Raw genomic sequence first — 19,052 nt, forward strand, 5'->3', positions numbered from 1 at the left:
TCACACGTCCCGCCCCTCACACGCCAAGCCGCGCCGCGTGCCACGCCAGATGCTCGGCCATAAACGTCGAGATGAAATAATAGGAATGGTCATAGCCGGCCTGCATCCGCAAGCTCAGTGGTTGCCCCGCCGCAGCACAGGCATCGGCAAACAGGTCGGGTTTTAACTGCGTTTCGAGGAAATTATCCGCGGCCCCTTGATCGACCAGAATATCGGGAACCCGCGCCCCGTCCTCGATCAACGCGCAGGCATCATAGGCCCGCCACGTCGCACGATCCGCACCGAGATATCCCGAAAGCGCCTTTTCGCCCCACGGACAGCTGAGCGGCGACACGATGGGGGCAAAGGCCGACACGGCCCGAAACCGCTCGGGATTGCGCAACGCAATGGTCAGCGCACCATGCCCGCCCATCGAATGCCCCATGATCGACATGCGGGAGGCATCGGCGGCAAATTCAGCCCCGATAAGGTCAGGCAATTCGCGCTCGATGTAATCGCGCATCTTGTAATGCTGATCAAACGGCGTTTCGGTCGCGTTGACATAAAAGCCCGCACCAAGGCCGAAATCATAGGCGCCCTCGGCGTCATCCGGCACCCCCTCACCGCGCGGCGAGGTGTCAGGCGCGACAAAGATCAGGCCCAACGCGGCACAGGCCGCGCGAAACTCGCCCTTTTCGGTCACATTGGCCTGAGAACAGGTCAGCCCCGACAGGTAAATCACCACGGGCAAGCGCGCCCCCGCCGCATGATCCGGCACAAACACGGAAAACTCCATGTCTGTCCCCGTTGCGGATGAGGCGTGCCTGTAGACGCCCTGCGTGCCGCCGTGGCTGCGGTTCTCGGAAATGACCTCAATCGCCATAGATCAAAATACCACAACAGAACGGATGCTTTCACCCGCATGCATCAAATCAAAACCCTTATTGATCTCGTCAAGCGTGAGAACATGGGTAATCATCGGATCAATCTCGATCTTGCCGTTCATGTACCAATCCACGATTTTCGGTACATCCGTGCGCCCCTTCGCGCCGCCGAACGCCGTGCCTTGCCAGACGCGCCCCGTGACCAGTTGGAACGGACGGGTGGAGATTTCCCTGCCCGCTTCGGCCACGCCGATCACGGTCGAGACACCCCACCCACGGTGGCACGCCTCCAACGCCTGACGCATCACGGTGGTGTTGCCGGTGCAATCAAACGTGTAATCCGCACCGCCATCGGTCAGCGCCACGAGGTGCTCGACAATGTCGCCGTCAATCTCGGACGGGTTGACGAAATGGGTCATGCCGAACCGTTCACCCCATGCCTTTTTGTCGTTGTTCAGATCCACGCCGATGATTTTATCCGCACCCACCATCCGCGCACCTTGCAACACGTTGAGACCAATCCCGCCAAGCCCGAACACGATGACATTCGCGCCTGCCTCGACCTTGGCCGTGTTGGTGATCGCGCCGACCCCCGTGGTCACGCCACAGCCGATATAACAGGCCTTGTCGAACGGCGCATCGGGGCGGATCTTGGCCACGGCAATCTCTGGCACGACGATGAAATTGGAAAAGGTCGAACAGCCCATGTAGTGGTAAATTGTCTCGCCTTTGTAGCTCATGCGCGAGGTGCCATCGGGCATCACGCCCTTGCCCTGTGTCGCGCGGATCGCGGTACACAGATTGGTTTTGCCCGACAGACAGGATTTACACTGACGGCATTCCGGCGTGTAAAGCGGGATCACATGATCATCGGGTTGAACCGATTTCACGCCCGCACCCACGGCCCGCACAATGCCCGCCCCCTCATGGCCCAGAACCGCGGGGAACATCCCCTCGCTGTCCAGACCGTCGAGCGTATAGGCATCGGTGTGGCAAATTCCCGTTGCCATAATCTCCACCAGAACCTCGCCCTCTTTGGGACCATCAAGGTCGATTTCGATAATTTCGAGGGGCTTGTTCGCCTCAAAGGCGACGGCGGCACGGGTCTTCATGGGGATACTCCAAATTATTGCGGGTCGAACAAGGGTCCGACAGAAAGCAGACAAAAGTCCGACACGGCGCAGACCGCCGTGACAGCTTTTCTTTTTGTTGGGTTTACTCTATCAGATTTACAACAATCAATCAGGAAATTAAAACATGATCGACAAGTTGGACATGTTCATCGCCGTGGCCCGCGAGGAACACTTCGGTCGCGCGGCCGCCTCTCTGGGCATTTCACAACCGACATTATCAAGCGGCATCAAGCACCTCGAAGAGCAGCTTGGCGTCACTTTGATCTTACGCGGATCGCGCTTCGGGGGGCTGACGCCCGAGGGCAAACGGGCGCTGCACTGGGCGCAGCGGATCGCGGCCGACACCCGCCAGTTGCGCGATGAAATGCACGGAACAGGCGCGGATCTCACAGGGCAAATCCGCCTCGCCGTGATCCCGTCCGCACTCACATGGGCCGCGCGTCTGGCCGCTCGAATGCGTCAAAAGCACCCGAATGTCCGCTTTACGATTATGTCCCGCACGTCGGCGGATATCCTGTCAATGATGGAGACACATCAGGTCGATGCAAGCCTGATCTATATCGACAATGAGCCACTTGGGGACGTTGTGACGCAACCCGTCTACATCGAAACCCCGGTTGCCCTCACCCGCGACGATACCGCTCTGGCGACCCGTGCATCCATGACATGGGCCGACTTTGACGGATTGCCGATGTGCCTTTTGACACCCGACATGCAAAACCGCAGGATCATCAGCGGCCACCTGCACAACGCGGGCGTGACCCCCGATGTGCGCCTTGACGCGAACTCCACCGTCGTTCTGGCCCGCATGGTTCAGGAAACGGGGTGGGTGACGGTCCTGTCGCGCGATCTGGCCGAATTCCTGAGCACAGGCAACAACTTGCGGATCATCCCGATCGAGCCGCCAAACGACCGCCAATCAAAAGGGCCGATGGTCGGGGTCGCCGCCCCGCGCCGGGCCGCGCAAACCCCTGCCCTCACGGCCCTCATGGCCACAGCGGCACAGATTGCCATACTCTAAGGTCAATTGAGTTTTTCAATCTTTTGATCTACTTTCATTCCAGATGACCCACCAAAGGCCCGCCATGTCCAACACCGCATTCTCCCAAACTCTCCTGCACGATATCATCGCGCGGCATGGCGCATCCGAAGGCCCGCTTTTGCCTGTTTTGCATGACATAATGGCACAGTTCCAACATATCCCTGACGATGCGGTCGCTCCCCTGGCGGAGGCCCTCGGCCTGACGCGGGCCGAGGTGCACGGTGTTGTCAGCTTTTATCACGACTTCAAAACCCGTCCGAACGGACACCATGTCATCCAGCTGTGCCGCGCCGAGGCCTGTCAGTCGGTCGGGGCCGCCGGGACGCAAACCGACCTGCTCGACCGGCTCGGCCTCAAGGGCTTCGGAACCACCCGCGACGGCTCTGTCACCGTCGAGGCCGTCTATTGTCTTGGCCTCTGCGCCTGTGGTCCTGCGGCTTTGGTCGATGGGCGGCCACGCGGGCGGGTGTGCGCCCAAAGCCTTATGACGGAGATCGGCGCATGAGGATCTATATCCCCCTCGACAGCGCGGCCGTTGCCCTTGGTGCCGACGAGGTCGCGTCGAGCATCGCCGCCTACGCCAATGCGAGCGGTATGGATGTCGACATCGTGCGCAATGGCTCGCACGGGATGGTCTGGTTGGAACCCTTGGTCGAGATCGAAACGGACGGCGTGCGCCGTGCCTTTGGCCCTGTGACCCCCGCCCATGTTCCCGCCCTGATGGCGGGCAAAATGGAGTGTCTCGGCACTGTGGCCGAACTGCCGTTCTTCGCCCGCCAAACGCGCCTGACCTTTGCCCGCTGCGGCGTCATCGACCCGCTTTGCCTTGACGACTACGTCGCGCACGGCGGGTTGTCCGGGTTGAAGTCCGCGCTCGCCATGACCGCTGCGGCGATGGTCGAAACGGTCATGGCATCGGGTCTGCGCGGACGCGGCGGCGCGGGATTTCCAACGGGGATCAAATGGGAAACCGTGCGCACCGCACATGCGCCCCGAAAGTACATCGTGTGCAACGCCGACGAGGGCGACAGCGGCACCTTTGCGGACCGGATGTTGATAGAGGGCGACCCGTTTTCCCTCATCGAGGGCATGGTGATCGCGGGTCTCGCTGTGGGGGCCACACGCGGCTATGTCTATCTGCGCTCCGAATATCCCGTGGCCATCCGCGTGCTGCGCGAAGCGATTGAAACCGCCCGCACGGGAGGCCTGCTTGGCAATGACATTCTCGGGTCGGGCCACGCCTTTGACATCGAGGTCCGTGTCGGCGCGGGGGCCTATGTCTGTGGTGAGGAAACCGCACTACTCAACTCGCTTGAGGGCAAGCGCGGCACGGTGCGTGCCAAACCGCCCCTGCCCGCGCTTTCGGGATTTATGGGGCAGCCCACCGTGGTCAATAACGTCATTTCCCTCGCGACCATTCCGGTTATTTTCGAAAAGGGCGCGACACATTACGCCGCCTTTGGCATCGGGCGCAGCACAGGCACGGTGACGCTACAACTTGCGGGCAACATCAGGTACGGCGGACTGTTCGAAGCGGGGTTTGGCATGACCATAGACGAGGCTGTGAACGATATTGGCGGCGGAACGGCAAGCGGACATCCCGTGAAAGCAGTGCAGGTCGGCGGGCCACTCGGGGCTTATCTGCGGCCCGATCAATTCGACACCAAACTGGGTTACGAAGAGCTTGATCAGGCGGGTGGCCTCATCGGCCACGCAGGGATCACGGTGTTTGACGACCGTGCCGACATGGGCGCTCTGGCGCGGTTCGCGATGGAGTTTTGCGCGATTGAAAGTTGTGGAAAATGCACACCATGCCGCATCGGGGCTGTACGCGGCACCGAAACCGTGGACCGCATTCTGGACGGAGACGCGGCCGCGGTCGGGTTGCTTGAGGATCTGTGCGAAACCATGCGCGATGGATCGCTGTGTGCGCTTGGCGGCTTTACACCCTTTCCCGTCCTGTCGGCCCTGAACGGATGGCCCGAGGACTTTGGACTGCCCCGACGGGAGGTCGCGCCATGACGGACATCATCATCCCGTGGGACGACATCGATTACGGCACGCCGAAACACGACGGGACGCCCGTCGCCCTGACCATTGACGGCATCGAGATCCGCGTCCCGACCGGCACCTCCGTCATGCGCGCGGCGATGGAGGCGGGGCTCAAAATCCCCAAGCTGTGCGCCACCGATAGCGTCGAGGCATTCGGGTCGTGCCGGTTGTGCGTGGTCGAAATCGACGGGCGGCGCGGCACGCCCGCATCGTGTACCACCCCCGTGGCAGAGGGCATGATCGTGCGCACCCAAAGCGCCAAGGTGCAGAAAATCCGCCGCGGCGTGATGGAGCTTTATATCTCCGATCACCCGCTTGACTGCCTGACCTGTTCGGCCAATGGCGATTGCGAATTACAAGATATGGCGGGCATGGTCGGGTTGCGCGATGTGCGGTATACAGCCGGCGAGAACCATTTCGACGAGGCCGCCGATTGGCGTCCCGTGGATGAGAGCAATCCGTATTTCACCTATGATCCGAGCAAGTGCATCGTCTGCTCGCGTTGCGTGCGGGCCTGCGAAGAGGTGCAGGGGACATTCGCGCTGACCATTGAGGGGCGCGGGTTCGACAGCCGCGTTTCGGCCGGCACATCTCTGGATGATTTCCTGTCTTCCGACTGCGTGTCCTGCGGCGCCTGTGTTGCGGCCTGTCCCACCGCGACGCTTCAGGAAAAATCCGTACGCGACCTTGGCACGCCGACACGTTCGGTCGTGACCACCTGTGCCTATTGCGGGGTCGGCTGTTCGTTCAAGGCAGAGCTGAACGGCGACCAGATGGTGCGCATGGTGCCGCACAAAGACGGCCGCGCCAACCGTGGCCATTCGTGCGTCAAAGGGCGGTTTGCCTATGGCTACGCCGAACATTCCGACCGGATCACCCGCCCGATGATCCGTGACGCGATCAATGACCCGTGGCGCGAGGTCTCATGGAACGAGGCGCTCGGGTTCGCCGCCTCCCGCCTTATGGGCCTTCAGGCGACCCATGGGAAAAACGCCATCGGCGTGATCACGTCGAGCCGGTGTACTAATGAGGAAACCTATCTGGTGCAAAAGCTCACCCGTGCGGTGTTTGGCAACAACAACACCGACACCTGTGCGCGGGTCTGTCATTCGCCCACGGGCTACGGATTGGGACAGGCCTTTGGCACCTCGGCGGGAACACAGGATTTCGACAGTGTCGAACAAACGGATGTGGCGATTGTCATCGGCGCCAACCCCACGGACGGGCATCCGGTGTTTGCCTCACGTCTGCGCAAACGGCTGCGCCAAGGGGCGCGCCTCATCGTGGTGGACCCGCGCCGCATCGACCTGTTGCAAACGCCACATATGGGTGAGGCGCATCACCTTCCGCTCAAACCCGGCACCAACGTGGCCGTGGTCACGGCATTGGCGCATGTGATTGTCACCGAAGGCCTCTATGATGAAAATTTCATCCGCACTCGCTGTGACTGGGACGCATTCGAAGCCTACCGCGATTTCGTCTCTGATCCGCGCCACAGCCCCGAGGCCACGGCTCTTTTGACCTGTGTCCACGCGGGCGATCTACGCGCCGCCGCACGGGCCTTTGCCACGGGGGGCAACGGTGCAATTTACTACGGCCTGGGCGTGACCGAACATAGTCAGGGCTCGACCACGGTCATGGCCATCGCCAACCTTGCCATGCTCACCGGCAACATCGGACGGCCGGGCGTCGGTGTGAACCCGTTGCGCGGACAAAACAACGTCCAAGGGGCCTGTGATATGGGAAGCTTTCCCCACGAGTTGCCCGGATACCGCCACGTAAAAAACGCCGACGTGCGGGCCGTTTTCGAGGCAGCATGGGGCGTTGAGATCGACCCCGAACCCGGATTGCGCATCCCCAATATGCTCGACGCCGCCGTCGCGGGACGGTTCAAAGGCATCTACATCCAAGGCGAAGACATCCTGCAATCCGACCCCGACACCACGCACGTGGCCGCAGGGTTGGCGGCCATGGATTGCGTGATCGTGCACGACCTGTTCCTCAACGAGACCGCCAACTATGCCCATGTGTTTCTACCCGGCTCGACGTTTCTGGAAAAGGACGGCACATTCACCAATGCCGAGCGCCGCATCAACCGCGTGCGCCGTGTCATGGCGCCCAAGGCGGGCTATGCGGATTGGGAGGTGACGCAATTGCTCGCCAATGCCTGTGGCGCCACTTGGAATTACACCCATCCGTCACAGATCATGGACGAGATTGCCGCGACGACGCCATCGTTTTCGGGCGTGACCTACGCGCTTCTGGACGCGAAAAACTCGATCCAATGGCCCTGCAATGAGGACCACCGAGAGGGCACCCCGATCATGCATGTGGACGGATTTGTGCGTGGCAAGGGGCGGTTCATCATCACCGAATACGTGCCAACGGATGAAAAAACCGGCCCACGCTTTCCGCTGTTGCTCACCACGGGGCGCATCCTGTCGCAATACAATGTCGGGGCGCAAACGCGGCGCACAGCCAATACCGTGTGGCACAACGAAGACGTTTTGGAAATCCACCCCCACGACGCCGAAACGCGCGGCATCACCGAAGGCGATCACGTACGATTGGCCTCACGTGCGGGGGAGACAACGCTACGTGCCACGCTCACCGAACGTGTCTCGCCCGGCGTGGTCTACACCACCTTTCACCACCCCGACACACAGGCCAATGTGGTGACAACCGATCACTCCGACTGGGCCACGAACTGCCCCGAGTATAAAGTGACAGCCGTGCAAGTGGCGCTCTCCAACGGGCCGAGCACATGGCAAACCGACTACCGGTTTCAGGCGGCACAATCGCGCCGGATCCATGAGGCCGGCGAATGATTGGTCAAACCGGAACCCTACCCGATGAGGTCGCAATCGCGCTTGTCCTCAACGGTTCGACTGTGGCGGTTTTGATGGCGACACCGCGCGATCTGCCCGCGCTTTTGTGCGGGTTTGCAGTTGGCGAAGGGATCGTCACACGCCATGACCACGTCAGCGCCATCGAGGTCATTCCCCACCCCAATGGCATCGAGGTCCGGGGCCGCATTCCCGCGGACCGCGCCGCCGCCATTGACGCCAGACGGCGGGCCTCGGTCGGGCCGGTGGGCTGCGGGTTATGCGGGATCGAAAGCCTCGACATGGCGATGGCCGAACCACCCAAAGTCGGTCCCGCAAACCCCGCATTGGCGTGCCGTGTGCGTGACGCCGTGACCGCGCTCGACACCCGTCAGGTGATGCGCAAACAATCGCACGCAATGCATGCCGCGGGTTATTTCGACGCCCGCGGGTTGGTCACACTGCGCGAGGACGTTGGCCGCCACAATGCGCTCGACAAACTCATCGGCGCAATGGGCGATACGGATGTGACCTGTGGCGGGGTGGTGATGACGGCACGGCTGTCCATCGACCTCGTTCAAAAATGCGCCCACGCCGGCATTCCCGCGCTCTATTCGGTGTCGCGCCCGACCAAAGCGGCCGTGACCCAAGCCAGAAAATGCGGCATGAGCCTGTGCACCGTTGCGCCGGACGGGTTGATTTTTTATGCGGGCAAGGATGAGGAAACGACATTTTGACCGATGATAAAATGGTGCGCATGGTGAACCAGATTGCGGCGTTTTTCGCCACGCAACCCGACACGGACAAGGCCGCAAAAGTGGCCGCTCATATCACCGACTTTTGGGATCCGGTGATGCGCGCACAGCTTGACGCCTATGCACGACGGGGCGGCGCGGGGCTTTCGCCACTGGCATTGGATGCGGCCGGACTGCTTTAGTTCAAAAAGAACTGCGACAGGATGGGGGATGCGGCGGCGCCGATCACACGGGCATTGCCCCCCACCCGCGCAGGTTCGATACGCGGCGCACAAATCCCGCGCAGATCAAGGCGCTCGAACTCAAGGCGCGTTTGCGCAACCAAACGCGTACGCACATCATCGGGAAACGCGCCGTCAATCATCACCGCGTCAAAATCAATGACGCTCACAACGGTACGTGCCGCATGGGCAAGCGCCTTTGCCGAGGTCGCAATCCAATCGTCGAGGCAGGCACCAAAGCTCGACCAATCTTGCGGCATGGTCCACATTTTGTCCCTATCCCCCCCCGCTTTTGCCACGGCCGCCTCCAACAAATAAAGCGAGGCGACATCAAGCAAGGCGCACTCTTTACCATCGCCGTTGGGGACGGACAGCGACCCCAAAGAACCCGCATTGCGCTGGCGCCCCTCGATGACTTTGGAATCAAGCACGATCCCGCCGCCAATGAACGATCCGATAAAGAAATAGGCGTAGTCGTGGAAGGCCCGACCCCGACCGAAAACATATTCGGCGCGGCACGCAGCCGTGCCGTCGTTTTCGGTGAACAGCGGCAGATCAGAGAACTTTGCAATCTCCTCGGCGAAATCAATATCGCGCCAGATTTCAAAATCCTCAGGCGCCCCGAGGGCATCGGTCCAACTCCAGATTTCCGACGGCGCGGCGATCCCGATACCGCAAATGCGCGCGCGTTGAGCCGGACTAAGGGCCTCGGACAGCTCGGCCATACCGTCACGCAAATAGGCAAAAATCAGGTCGGGCATAGGATAGCGGTAGGTCACAATGGTCTGGCCAAGCACATCACCCGCGAGGTTCATTACCGCCAGATCCGCGGTGCGTCGCCCGATCTTTAGACCGAACGTCAACGCCCCGTCAGGGTTGATCTCCATCGGGATCGACGGTTTTCCAACCTTGCCACGCTGCGGCTCACCGCGACGGACAAATCCGTCCGCTTCGAGTTTACGCAGGATATTGGACACGGTTTGCGCCGACAGGTCTGTGCGTTTGGCCAGTTCACTGCCCGGCATACCGCCGTGCCGCTGAATAAGCGACATTACGAGCCGCTCGTTGAGCGCGCGCACGCCAATCTGGTTTACACCGGATCGCAAGTCCTTGACTTCGTTTTTGTCCACCAACGGTCCTCCCATCGTGGAAAAACTGCCCGACTATTTTTAATAAGTCAATTTGATTTATTTATTGACGGGTGACCGAGAATCGGTTCAGGTGAGCGCATTCCGTTAGAGGAAACGGTTTATTCATCGAACCTGAGCGCCACACCGGCGGGGTTCGTACTTTGGGAGGACTAACCATGAAAACACTACTCGCAGGCACCGCTATTGCGCTCGCAACCATGACGTCCGGCGCATTCGCCGCCGATGTTTCCGCGTGCCTTATCACCAAAACAGACACCAACCCGTTCTTTGTGAAAATGAAGGAAGGCGCAGAGGCCAAAGCCGCCGAGCTTGGCGTCGCATTGAAATCCTTTGCGGGCAAAGTCGATGGCGACCACGAGACCCAAGTCGCCGCAATCGAGACCTGCATCGCGGATGGCGCAAAAGGCATTCTGATCACCGCGTCCGACACCTCGTCCATCACCACATCCGTTCAACAGGCCCGCGATGCAGGCCTTCTGGTGATTGCGCTCGACACGCCGCTCAACCCGATTGACGCCGCAGACGCCACCTTTGCCACCGATAACTTCCTAGCCGGTGAGTTGATCGGAAAATGGGCCGCCGCCAAATTGGGTGACGACGCCGCGACCGCAAAAATCGCCATGCTTGATCTGGCCGTATCGCAGCCGACCGTTGGCGTTTTGCGCGACCAAGGCTTCCTTCAGGGCTTTGGCATTGACCTTGGCGACCCGAACAAATGGGGTGATGAGGATGATGCCCGCATCGTCGGCAATGACGTCACGCAAGGCAACGAAGAGGGCGGGCGCAAAGCCATGGAAAACCTTCTCGCCTCCGATCCCGAAATCAACGTGGTCTACACCATCAACGAACCTGCCGCTGCGGGCGCATACGAAGCCCTCAAATCCATCGGCCGCGAGAACGACGTTCTGATCGTTTCCGTTGACGGCGGTTGCCCTGGCGTCCAGAACATCGCAGACGGCGTCATCGGTGCCACATCCCAACAGTACCCGCTCCTGATGGCCTCCAAAGGGATCGAAGCGATTGCCGCATGGGCCGCTGATGGCACCAAACCTGCAAACACCGAAGGCAAGGATTTCTTTGACACGGGCGTGGCCTTGATCACCGATCAGCCTGTTGATGGCGTCCCGTCCAAATCCGTCGCCGAAGGCATGGACCTCTGCTGGGGCTAAGATGACCGGTCTTTCGGCCGCAGCATCACTCACATAACAGCAGGGGCGGGCAGAAATGTCCGCCCCTATGCAAAAGGGGATGACCACAAAGCGTTGGTCATATTGGGAGGCAGTTATGTCTAGCGACAACTACGAGGCAGCAATCACGGGCAAAGGGTCCGAAACGGTTGCCAATTTCGGCGATGATCAAAAAGGGGCCGTCGCCCGCATTCAACACCAACTCCACACAACGCCGGCTCTGGTCCCATTGATCGTTCTGGTGGCGTCTATTGTGGTCTTCGGCCTCTTGCTTGGCTCGAAATTCTTTTCGCCCTTTGCGCTGACGCTGATCCTTCAGCAGGTGCAAATCGTCGGTATCGTGGCCGCCGCGCAATCGCTCGTCATCCTGACCGCAGGTATTGATCTGTCCGTAGGGGCAATCATGGTGCTCAGTTCGGTTGTGATGGGCACGTTCACATTCCGCTACGGGATGCCTGTGGGTGTGTCGATCTTTGCCGGTCTCGGCGTCGGCGCGGTCTGTGGCTATATCAACGGCTATCTCGTTGCCAAAATGAAACTGCCACCGTTCATCGTCACGCTCGGAATGTGGCAAATCGTTCTGGCCACCAACTTTCTCTACTCCGCCAATGAAACCATCCGCGCCCAGGAGATCGCCGCAGACGCGCCGATGCTGCAATTCTTTGCGACCAAGTTCAAAATCGGCGGCGCGGTGTTCACCTTTGGGGTGTTCTTTATGGTCCTGCTCGTCGCCGTTCTGGCCTATGTGCTACGCCACACCGCGTGGGGGCGCCACGTCTATGCCGTGGGCGATGACCCCGAGGCGGCAGAACTGTCGGGCGTGAACGTCAAAGGCACGCTGATCTCCGTTTACGTGATCTCCGGCCTTATCTGTGCCTTTGCCGGTTGGGCGCTGATCGGGCGGATCGGATCGGTATCGCCAACCTCGGGGCAGCTTGCCAACATTGAAAGCATCACCGCCGTGGTGATTGGCGGCATCTCGCTCTTTGGCGGCCGCGGGTCCATTCTCGGCACGCTCTTCGGGGCGCTCATTGTGGGGGTGTTCACGCTTGGCCTACGCCTTTTGGGGGCGGATGCACAGTGGACATACCTGCTCATCGGCGCTCTTATCATCGCGGCTGTGGCCGTTGACCAATGGATCAGAAAGGTGGCCGCATAATGGAACCCATTCTCAAAGCCCGCAATCTCGTTAAACGCTACGGCAAAGTCGTCGCCCTCGATCACTGTGATTTCGAACTCTATCCCGGGGAAATCCTCGCCGTGATCGGCGACAACGGCGCGGGTAAATCAACCCTGATCAAAGCGCTCTCGGGCGCGGTTCAACCCGACGCGGGCGACGTGACCCTTGATGGCCAAACCGTCAACTTCAGCTCGCCCAATGATGCGCGCAACGCGGGAATCGAAACGGTCTATCAAACCCTCGCCATGTCCCCTGCCCTGTCGATCACCGACAATATGTTCATGGGCCGCGAGTTGCGCAAACCCGGCATCGCCGGATCACTGTTTCGCAAACTCGATCGCCCCGCGATGGAAAAATTCGCCCGCGACAAACTGTCGGAACTGGGCCTGATGACGATCCAGAACATCAACCAGTCGGTCGAGACCCTGTCGGGTGGTCAGCGCCAAGGTGTCGCCGTGGCCCGTGCCGCCGCGTTCGGATCAAAGGTTGTGATCCTCGACGAACCCACCGCCGCCCTCGGCGTCAAGGAAAGCCGCCGCGTGTTGGAGTTGATTCAGGAAGTGCGTTCGCGCGGCATTCCGATCATCCTGATCTCCCACAACATGCCACATGTCTTCGAGGTCGCCGACCGCATCCACGTCCACCGCTTGGGCAAGCGCCTGTGCGTCATTGATCCAAAGGACTACACCATGTCCGATGCGGTGGCCTTTATGACCGGAGCCATCGACGCCCCCACCGAAGATCAGGCGGCATGAGCCATGCAAACCACGGACCTCAAAGCCGAAATTGAACGGATCGCGCAAGGGCGGGAGCAGACGCTCATCGCCCTTGCCGGCCCCCCCGGTTCGGGGAAATCCACCCTCGCAGAGACATTGGCACAGGCCCTTGGCCCGCGCGCACAGGTCGTGCCGATGGACGGGTTTCACCGCGACAATGACTGGCTCGACGAACGGGATCTGCGCGCCCGCAAAGGGGCGCCGGAAACCTTTGACGTTGTGGGTTTCGTGCAACTGGTCCGCGGGCTGCGTGACGGAACCGTCACCAAATACCCTTTGTTCGATCGCGCCATCGACGGTGTGGTTCAGGATGCAGGCCTGTTGCGGCCCGACGCCGACATCATCATCGTCGAGGGCAACTATCTCTTGCTCGGGGATGATCTCTGGCGCGACCTTCACCCGCTTTGGGACATGACAATCATGCTTAGCGTCGACGACGACACATTGCGCAACCGCCTCACCCAACGGTGGATCGACCACGGGTTTTCCCCGAAAGACGCCCTCAAGAAAGCCCGCGAGAACGACCTCAAAAATGCAGGCGTGGTGATTTGCAACAGCGTGGCAGCGACCCATACGGTCATGAACTGATCAACACAAAGCCGCCCCGCGCGGGGTCGGCACGGGGCGGCGAATGGCTTGGCTAATCTGCGTTACTGCGCCGCGAGCACTGCGGGCGTGTCAATCGCGGCATTCAACGTCCAGATCTGAACCGCCGCGTCCGCCGCTTCGCGTCCCTTGCCGACAAAATGTTCGAAATAGAAATTTTCATGCTCGGATTTGGGTTGGAAATGATGCGGCGTCAGCGACACCGACAACATCGGCACACCCGTTTTCAACTGCGCCTCCATTAGACCGGAAACGACAGCCTGGGCCACAAAATCGTGGCGGTAAATCCCGCCGTCAACAACCAACGCTGCGGCAACAATCGCATCATAGCCCCCCGTCTGCGCAAGCCGTTGCGCGACAAGCGGCATCTCGAATGCGCCGGGTACATCAAAGGCCTCGACGGTGGCATCCACACCCAACTCGGCCAGACGGGCCTGAAACCCGACAAGCGCCTGATCGACGATACCGGCGTGCCAACGGGCTTTGATAAATGCGAATTTTGGGGATTTTGTCATGGCTCATGATCCTCTCAAGCAGACAGAATCCCAGAGCATAAAGGTCGCCCCGCACAATTGCGGGTCGTTCATCCTCTCTCATCCGGACTATGACCGTCGGCTCCGGAATTCCACCAGAATCTGCTGACCCAAGGGTCTCGAAAAGAGACCCGAAGCGCTCGCGGGCTATCACCGCCGGTGGGGAATTTCACCCCGCCCTGAGAATGCAGACTACTTAGGGTCGCGGTTTCCGCCTGTCAATAAAGCGGACATGAAAACGCCCCCGCACCGGATGTGACGCGGGGGCGTTCGGCCGTTGGGACGGGACCTGTGCGTGTCAGGTTTTGAACACGCGGTAGATCGCGGGGATCACCAGAACCGTGAGCAAGGTCGAGGTCAAAAGACCGAACAACAACGAGATCGCAAGCCCTTGGAAAATCGGATCGGCAAGGATCACCACGGCCCCGATCATCGCGGCAATGGCCGTCAGCAGGATCGGTTTGAACCGGATCGCACCCGCGTCGATCAGGATTTGCACCTTATCGACCCCCTCATCCGCGTTGCGAATAAAGTCCACGAGCAGGATCGAGTTGCGCACGATAATCCCCGCAAGCGCGATAAAGCCGATCATCGAGGTGGCCGAGAAAGGCGCCCCGAGCAACCAGTGACCAAAGATGATCCCGAGGAACGTCAGCGGGATCGGTGTCAGCACCACAAGCGGCAAACGGAACGAGCCGAATTGCGCCACCACGAGGATATAAATCCCCAACAACGCCACGGCAAAGGCCGCCCCCATATCGCGGAAGGTGACATAGGTCACTTCCCATTCCCCGTCCCACAACAGCGTCGGGTGGCTCTCGTCATCGGGTTGGCCGTAGTAGGAGATCACAGGCTTTTCGCCCTCCTCCCACTCCATCGCGTCGAGCGCATCCGACACCGCAAACATGCCATAGATCGGCGCCTCGAAATCACCCGCAAGTTCGGCGGTGACCATTTCGGCAAAGCGCCCGTTGCGGCGGAAGATCGGGAAAGATACGGCTTCCTCGCGCACGTCGATGACATCCCCAAGCTCGACCACACCCCGCGCACCGGGCAAGACGTTGGCGGGGATCGGCGTCGACAAAAACGCTTCATCCATCACACGCACGCCCTTGCTGCGTTCAACCGTGATCGGGATCGGATGGCGCCCCGAACCACGGTGCGAATAGCCGACGGTGGTCCCGCCATTGAGAATGGCCATCGTGTCAAACACGTCTTGTTCCTCGACCTGAAAGAACTCGAGGTTATCAGTGTTGACGGTCGCCCGCAGGCGGCGTGGCTGGACCCCGAAACTGTCATCGACATCGACAACAAACGGCACCGCCTCAAAGGCTTCGCGGATTTTGGTCGCCGAGGCACGGCGCGCCTCGGCATTCGGCCCGTAGACCTCGGCCAGAAGCGTGGCCATCACGGGCGGTCCGGGAGGCGGTTCGACCGTTTTGAGATTGGTCCCCGCAGGCACGTCCAATTCCGCAATCATCTCGCGGATGACCAAGGCAAGCTCGTGGCTCGTGCGCTCGCGGTCATGCTTGGCCGTCAGGTTGATCTGCACATCCCCCATGTTGGCCCGTTCACGCAAATAATAGTGCCGTACCAAACCGTTGAAGTTGAACGGGGCGGCGGTCCCCGCATGGGTTTGCGCCGATATGACCTCGGGCAGGTCCACAACCAGACGGGCGATGGATTGCGCCACCGCATCGGTTTGTTCCACCGACGAACCTTCGGGCATGTCGATCACCACCGACAGTTCGGATTTGTTATCAAACGGCAGCAATTTAACGGTCACATCCTTGGTGTAGATCGCCGCCAGCGACCCGAACGACAGCACCGCCGTCACGAGCAAAAACAGACCGGAGCGCCCTTTGGAGGCGAGGATCGGCTTGGCCACTTTGGCGTAGACACGGCCCAACACCCCGCCGTGATCGCCACCGTGATCGCTGCCATCCTCACCATGCCCCCCCCCATGCGCAGGTGCATTGCCCGCGATTTTGAACATCAACCACGGGGTGATCATCACCGCGACAAAGAACGAAAAGATCATCGCGGCGGAAGCATTGGCGGGAATGGGCGACATATACGGCCCCATCAGACCGGACACGAACAGCATCGGCAAAAGCGCCACAACCACTGTCAGCGTCGCGACAATCGTCGGATTGCCCACTTCGGCGACGGCATCAATGGCCGCATCCTTGCGATCTCGCCCGTCCTTCATCCCCCAATGGCGGGCGATGTTTTCAATCACCACAATGGCGTCATCGACCAAAATCCCGATGGAGAAAATCAGCGCGAACAGCGACACGCGGTTAAGCGTATAGCCCATGATCCACGAGGCAAACAGCGTCAGCAGGATCGTCACGGGGATCACGATGGCCACCACGATGGACTCGCGCCACCCGATCGCGATCAGAACCAGACCGATAATCGACACGGTGGCCAGACCAAGGTGGAACAACAACTCGTTGGCTTTCTCGTCCGCCGTCTCACCGTAATCGCGGGTGATCTCGACGTGGATGGTGTCGGGTATAATTGACCCTTCGGCCATATGGACCTTGTGCAAGATCTCTTCGGCCTGGATCACCGCATTCGACCCGGCACGCTTGGCCACGGCCAGCGTCACGGCCGGCATCCGGTGTACGGTGCCGTCCTCTTTGGTGACGGAGGCCACGATTTGATCGGAGGTGTTGGAGACAAATTCCACATCCGCCACATCGCTTACGTAGACGGGGCGCCCATCACGGGTGGTGACCAACAGGCTACCGATCTGCGCGGGCGAGGTCAGGGTTTCCCCAACCACCAGATCAATCATCTGGCCGCCATCACGCAGCGCGCCGGTGTTCATGGATGTGTTGGCCGATTGCACCTTTCCCGCGAGCTGTTGCAGCGTCACACCGTATAGCGCAAGACGGTCCGGATCGGGCATAACGCGGATCGCCTCTGGCGCTTCGCCTACGATATAGGACAGACCAACATCGGAGATTTTCGCAATCTCGCCGCGCAATTCACGCGCAATACGGGTCAATTCATTGGCGGTAATCTCGTAATGCCCCGCTTTGGGCGACAGGGTCAGCGATACAATCGCCACATCGTCGATCCCGCGCCCGACAATAAGCGGCTCGGGGATGCCCACAGGGATGCGGTCGATATTGGCACGCACTTTGTCATGGACGCGCAAAATCGCGGCATCGGCGGAGGTCCCGACCACAAAGCGGGCGGTGACCATCGTGTAATCGTCCGAGGTCTGGGAATAGACATGCTCGACGCCACTGATCCCCTTAACGATGGTTTCCATCGGTTCGGTAACGAGGCGCACGGCATCGGGGGCTTTCAGGCCCGGGGCCTGAATATGGATATCCACAAGCGGAACAGAGATTTGCGGCTCTTCCTCCCGCGGCAGGCTGCTCTGTGCGACAAGCCCCACGGCCAGAGCCACGATAATCAACAGCGGGGTCAACGGCGAGCTGATAAAGGCCCGCGTCAAAGCCCCCGCAAGGCCGAGTTTCCATTTTTTCACGTCGGGGTTACTCATCACAGCACTCCCCATCGGCGGGGACGATCACGTCACCCACGGCAAGCCCCGTGACGATCTCGACCACATCGCCCTGCACATCCCCCGGAATAACCGCACGCAACACAACATCGTCGCCGTCACGCACGGGGACAAAATCCATACCCGAACGGGTGATGAGCGACACCACAGGCACCGTAATCGCGGCGCGTTCACCAACCGGAATACGCACCAGAACGCGCGCATCGACAAACGCCGATGACAGCCCGTCGACCTCGACATCCGCAATCACGCGACCGTTTTCAATCTGGGGGTAGACCCGTACCAAGGTCCCGCTTGCCGGTTGCCCCGCACTGTCAATCACGATCTGCGCCCCCTCGGCCAAGGCATTCGCGTGCCGTTCGGGAATCGCAAGGCGCAGGTAGAACCCGCCGCCCCCGATACTTGCCACCGCTTCGCCCGGCATCACGACCGCGCCCTTTGTCACAGGCACGTTGAGCACACGGCCGGTCGTGGGGGCAAGCACCGCACCCTCCGCGGCCTGTTGTTCGATCACGCTGCGCTGCGCACCTGTTGCGGCGATCTCGCCCTCCAACACACCCACTTGCGTGCGCAAGGCATCCAACCGCTGCGCCGTGGTCACGCCCCGCTCCAAAAGGCTCTCACCACGCGTCAATTCCGCCTGTGCATTGCCCAATTGGGTCTGGAGGGCGCTCAGCTGTGCATCAATCGCGCTCAGTTGAAAGTCGAGCTTCTGGTCGTAAACCTGCCCAAGGGTCTGTCCCGCCTCGACGAGATCACCCTCGGACACCGACAACGCCACCAACGTGCCGCCGATACGGGCGCGCGCAGGCACCAGATCACGGGCCTCGATACGGCCATAGACCGCTTTCCATTCGGTCACGGTCGACGCAGAAACCACAGTATCGGTTGCTGTATCGGCCATGCTCATCAGGGGCCACAGGCCAATCGTGGCCGCAATCATCAAGAGCCTCATGGGTACATTCCTTTCCCGTTTTGGGGACGCGCGCGTTCATATCTTTGGCCCACATGGTGCGGGCCGCACGCACCTCTACCGCTATTGCGCGGGTGTGGTCTGTGACGAAGTCACAACAGACGTGATTAAAGGCGGCCCACACGAAACACGCCGCATCCGGACGACCCGAATGCGGCGTGTGACAACGGCAATGGCAATGGCAGTAACGATGGGGTCAAACGCGGCG

The 19,052-nt window shown here is 60.5% G+C and carries 16 protein-coding genes and 1 riboswitch; of the genes, 10 read left to right on the top strand and 6 right to left on the bottom strand.

The features are described 5' to 3' along the window. Positions 1-16: 16 nt before the first annotated feature. Both fghA and ACN0Q0_RS02220 read right to left on the bottom strand, forming a co-directional pair. Entirely contained in the window at positions 17-862 is an 846-nt protein-coding gene (gene fghA, locus ACN0Q0_RS02215; protein WP_417241716.1) for an S-formylglutathione hydrolase, read from the bottom strand. Between the two features lie 3 nt (positions 863-865). After that, positions 866-1,975: an S-(hydroxymethyl)glutathione dehydrogenase/class III alcohol dehydrogenase gene (locus ACN0Q0_RS02220; RefSeq protein WP_417241717.1), complete on the bottom strand. Its 1,110-nt coding sequence runs from the start codon at positions 1,973-1,975 to the stop codon at positions 866-868. Positions 1,976-2,120: 145 nt separating this feature from the next. On the opposite strand from ACN0Q0_RS02220, the gene ACN0Q0_RS02225 reads away from it, so the two are divergent. From ACN0Q0_RS02225 to ACN0Q0_RS02250, 6 genes are all read left to right on the top strand, one after another. After that, on the top strand, positions 2,121-3,017 hold the full coding sequence (locus tag ACN0Q0_RS02225) for a LysR family transcriptional regulator (protein WP_417241718.1): 897 nt from the start codon (positions 2,121-2,123) through the stop codon (positions 3,015-3,017). Between the two features lie 64 nt (positions 3,018-3,081). Beyond that, complete coding sequence (locus ACN0Q0_RS02230) at positions 3,082-3,543, top strand: NAD(P)H-dependent oxidoreductase subunit E (RefSeq protein WP_417241719.1); 462 nt, start codon at positions 3,082-3,084, stop codon at positions 3,541-3,543. After that, positions 3,540-5,060, top strand: coding sequence for a formate dehydrogenase beta subunit (locus ACN0Q0_RS02235; RefSeq protein WP_417241720.1), 1,521 nt, complete (start codon positions 3,540-3,542; stop codon positions 5,058-5,060). The genes ACN0Q0_RS02230 and ACN0Q0_RS02235 overlap by 4 nt, the downstream gene beginning before the upstream one ends. Next, the gene (gene fdhF / locus ACN0Q0_RS02240) at positions 5,057-7,918 is read left to right on the top strand and encodes a formate dehydrogenase subunit alpha (RefSeq protein ID WP_417241721.1); all 2,862 of its coding nucleotides are present in this window, start codon (positions 5,057-5,059) and stop codon (positions 7,916-7,918) included. The genes ACN0Q0_RS02235 and fdhF overlap by 4 nt, the downstream gene beginning before the upstream one ends. Then, positions 7,915-8,652, top strand: a complete 738-nt coding sequence (fdhD, locus tag ACN0Q0_RS02245; RefSeq protein WP_417241722.1) for a formate dehydrogenase accessory sulfurtransferase FdhD — start codon at positions 7,915-7,917, stop codon at positions 8,650-8,652. Before fdhF ends, fdhD begins: the two co-directional genes overlap by 4 nt. Then, positions 8,649-8,852, top strand: a complete 204-nt coding sequence (locus ACN0Q0_RS02250) for a formate dehydrogenase subunit delta (protein WP_417241723.1) — start codon at positions 8,649-8,651, stop codon at positions 8,850-8,852. The genes fdhD and ACN0Q0_RS02250 overlap by 4 nt, the downstream gene beginning before the upstream one ends. Here ACN0Q0_RS02250 and ACN0Q0_RS02255 read toward each other — a convergent pair. Beyond that, positions 8,849-10,021, bottom strand: a complete 1,173-nt coding sequence (locus ACN0Q0_RS02255; RefSeq protein WP_417241724.1) for an ROK family transcriptional regulator — start codon at positions 10,019-10,021, stop codon at positions 8,849-8,851. The genes ACN0Q0_RS02250 and ACN0Q0_RS02255 overlap by 4 nt on opposite strands. A gap of 176 nt (positions 10,022-10,197) precedes the next feature. On the opposite strand from ACN0Q0_RS02255, the gene ACN0Q0_RS02260 reads away from it, so the two are divergent. From ACN0Q0_RS02260 to ACN0Q0_RS02275, 4 genes are all read left to right on the top strand, one after another. Then, positions 10,198-11,211, top strand: coding sequence for a sugar ABC transporter substrate-binding protein (locus tag ACN0Q0_RS02260; RefSeq protein WP_417241725.1), 1,014 nt, complete (start codon positions 10,198-10,200; stop codon positions 11,209-11,211). A gap of 115 nt (positions 11,212-11,326) precedes the next feature. Beyond that, the gene (locus ACN0Q0_RS02265; RefSeq protein ID WP_417241726.1) at positions 11,327-12,388 is read left to right on the top strand and encodes an ABC transporter permease; all 1,062 of its coding nucleotides are present in this window, start codon (positions 11,327-11,329) and stop codon (positions 12,386-12,388) included. Beyond that, on the top strand, positions 12,388-13,164 hold the full coding sequence (locus tag ACN0Q0_RS02270; RefSeq protein ID WP_417241727.1) for an ATP-binding cassette domain-containing protein: 777 nt from the start codon (positions 12,388-12,390) through the stop codon (positions 13,162-13,164). The genes ACN0Q0_RS02265 and ACN0Q0_RS02270 overlap by 1 nt, the downstream gene beginning before the upstream one ends. Positions 13,165-13,167: 3 nt before the next feature. After that, entirely contained in the window at positions 13,168-13,773 is a 606-nt protein-coding gene (locus ACN0Q0_RS02275; RefSeq protein ID WP_417241728.1) for an AAA family ATPase, read from the top strand. A 62-nt stretch (positions 13,774-13,835) separates the two neighbouring features. On the opposite strand, the gene ACN0Q0_RS02280 is transcribed toward ACN0Q0_RS02275, so the two are convergent. The 3 genes from ACN0Q0_RS02280 to ACN0Q0_RS02290 form a co-directional block, all read right to left on the bottom strand. Continuing rightward, positions 13,836-14,306, bottom strand: coding sequence for a 6,7-dimethyl-8-ribityllumazine synthase (locus ACN0Q0_RS02280; RefSeq protein WP_417241729.1), 471 nt, complete (start codon positions 14,304-14,306; stop codon positions 13,836-13,838). Positions 14,307-14,372: 66 nt separating this feature from the next. Beyond that, positions 14,373-14,515, bottom strand: a riboswitch (FMN riboswitch). 107 nt (positions 14,516-14,622) lie between these two features. Further along, positions 14,623-17,850 carry an efflux RND transporter permease subunit gene (locus ACN0Q0_RS02285; RefSeq protein ID WP_417241730.1) on the bottom strand — a complete coding sequence of 1,076 codons (3,228 nt, stop codon included), beginning with the start codon at positions 17,848-17,850 and terminating at the stop codon, positions 14,623-14,625. Then, positions 17,843-18,826, bottom strand: a complete 984-nt coding sequence (locus ACN0Q0_RS02290) for an efflux RND transporter periplasmic adaptor subunit (protein ID WP_417241731.1) — start codon at positions 18,824-18,826, stop codon at positions 17,843-17,845. The genes ACN0Q0_RS02285 and ACN0Q0_RS02290 overlap by 8 nt, the downstream gene beginning before the upstream one ends. Between the last annotated feature and the right edge of the window lie 226 nt (positions 18,827-19,052).

The sequence above is a fragment of the Celeribacter sp. genome, from assembly GCF_048259695.1.
In the GTDB taxonomy this organism is placed as follows: domain Bacteria; phylum Pseudomonadota; class Alphaproteobacteria; order Rhodobacterales; family Rhodobacteraceae; genus Celeribacter.

What these genes read in the sequence shown, in the direction of transcription:
- fdhF (WP_417241721.1), top strand. Translation starts at nt 5,057, where the DNA reads ATGACGGACATCATCATCCCGTGGGACGACATCGATTACGGCACGCCG.
- ACN0Q0_RS02260 (WP_417241725.1), top strand. Translation starts at nt 10,198, where the DNA reads ATGAAAACACTACTCGCAGGCACCGCTATTGCGCTCGCAACCATGACG.
- ACN0Q0_RS02230 (WP_417241719.1), top strand. Translation starts at nt 3,082, where the DNA reads ATGTCCAACACCGCATTCTCCCAAACTCTCCTGCACGATATCATCGCG.
- ACN0Q0_RS02270 (WP_417241727.1), top strand. Translation starts at nt 12,388, where the DNA reads ATGGAACCCATTCTCAAAGCCCGCAATCTCGTTAAACGCTACGGCAAA.
- ACN0Q0_RS02275 (WP_417241728.1), top strand. Translation starts at nt 13,168, where the DNA reads ATGCAAACCACGGACCTCAAAGCCGAAATTGAACGGATCGCGCAAGGG.
- ACN0Q0_RS02290 (WP_417241731.1), bottom strand. Translation starts at nt 18,826, where the DNA reads ATGAGGCTCTTGATGATTGCGGCCACGATTGGCCTGTGGCCCCTGATG.
- ACN0Q0_RS02220 (WP_417241717.1), bottom strand. Translation starts at nt 1,975, where the DNA reads ATGAAGACCCGTGCCGCCGTCGCCTTTGAGGCGAACAAGCCCCTCGAA.
- fdhD (WP_417241722.1), top strand. Translation starts at nt 7,915, where the DNA reads ATGATTGGTCAAACCGGAACCCTACCCGATGAGGTCGCAATCGCGCTT.
- ACN0Q0_RS02285 (WP_417241730.1), bottom strand. Translation starts at nt 17,850, where the DNA reads ATGAGTAACCCCGACGTGAAAAAATGGAAACTCGGCCTTGCGGGGGCT.
- ACN0Q0_RS02265 (WP_417241726.1), top strand. Translation starts at nt 11,327, where the DNA reads ATGTCTAGCGACAACTACGAGGCAGCAATCACGGGCAAAGGGTCCGAA.
- ACN0Q0_RS02280 (WP_417241729.1), bottom strand. Translation starts at nt 14,306, where the DNA reads ATGACAAAATCCCCAAAATTCGCATTTATCAAAGCCCGTTGGCACGCC.
- ACN0Q0_RS02235 (WP_417241720.1), top strand. Translation starts at nt 3,540, where the DNA reads ATGAGGATCTATATCCCCCTCGACAGCGCGGCCGTTGCCCTTGGTGCC.
- fghA (WP_417241716.1), bottom strand. Translation starts at nt 862, where the DNA reads ATGGCGATTGAGGTCATTTCCGAGAACCGCAGCCACGGCGGCACGCAG.
- ACN0Q0_RS02225 (WP_417241718.1), top strand. Translation starts at nt 2,121, where the DNA reads ATGATCGACAAGTTGGACATGTTCATCGCCGTGGCCCGCGAGGAACAC.